1 protein-coding gene is annotated in these 1016 nt (G+C 40.5%); it reads left to right on the plus strand.

All coding sequences use genetic code 11. The annotated features are described in order from the left end of the window. Positions 1–1016: hypothetical protein (locus CVN76_RS06245; RefSeq protein ID WP_157805563.1), on the plus strand; the 1016-nt coding region annotated here is incomplete at both ends.

A 1016-nucleotide genomic window follows, 5' to 3' on the forward strand; every position in this document is an offset into this window, starting at 1 on the left:
ATACAATCCGGGCTGCAGGCCGGCGGGTGGAGTGCCGACAAAATACAAGATTTCATGAAAGAAGGGGCTATACGGTTAGATAGTGAAGCCCCTAAAACATACGACAAAGCGGGTCTTTTTGAAGAATACATGCAGTACCAAGACGGAAAAGTAGACTATAAAGGATTCTTGGAATTGGTACAAAAATCTTTAAAAGGGGCGTCTAAAGAAGACCAAAAAGGAGCATGGGCCGCCGTATCGGGTACTCAAGGGGAAGATATTGACTTAGGTACTATTGAGGCCATTGTAAATAGTGACGGCTTAAAAGTGGATAGCGACGCAGCTAAAAATTTGCAAAAAGATATAGATTCCATGCCGGTTACTAAATTTAATGCAGCCTGGGCCAAGTTTAAACAGGATTTCCAACCAACGGGCGATATGCTTTTAAATATAGCAACTGCGATTTTACCGAAAGTGAATGCTGCCCTTGCAAAGGTTACAAATGTATTTAATGGGTTAGGGCCGACAGGTAAAAATATTGCTATTATTATAGGCCTTATAGGTGCAGCGGCTGTGCCTGTTGTTTTTAGCTTCGGTTTATTAGCTGGATCAGTAACTAAAATGATTAATCTTTTTAGTTTGTTTAACGGAAGAGGCGACAAGACAACCGGGAAACTCTCAATGATAGGCCATGTATCAAAAGGAGCAGCCAGCGCACTAAAAAAAATTGGCCCAATCATTACGGGTTTAGCCAAGGGAGCGCTAAATGTATTAAAAGGCAGCTTAAAAGGCGTAGGCGTCGCTGTTAAAATAGTTAATTCAGCCATGAGGGCCAACCCTGTAGGTCTTGTTATTACAGCTATAGGATTACTTGTTGCGGGTTTAATCTATGCTTACAAACATAGCGAGAGTTTTAGAAAAATAGTCAATAAAGTTTTTGACGCCTTGAAAGCGGGCGGAAAAAAGGTCAAAGACTTTACTATTGCTGTAATAAAAGATTTCCATAAGTTAAGAAGTAATGCAGTCGATAAAATGAA

The organism is Bacillus sp. mrc49 (assembly GCF_002803435.1).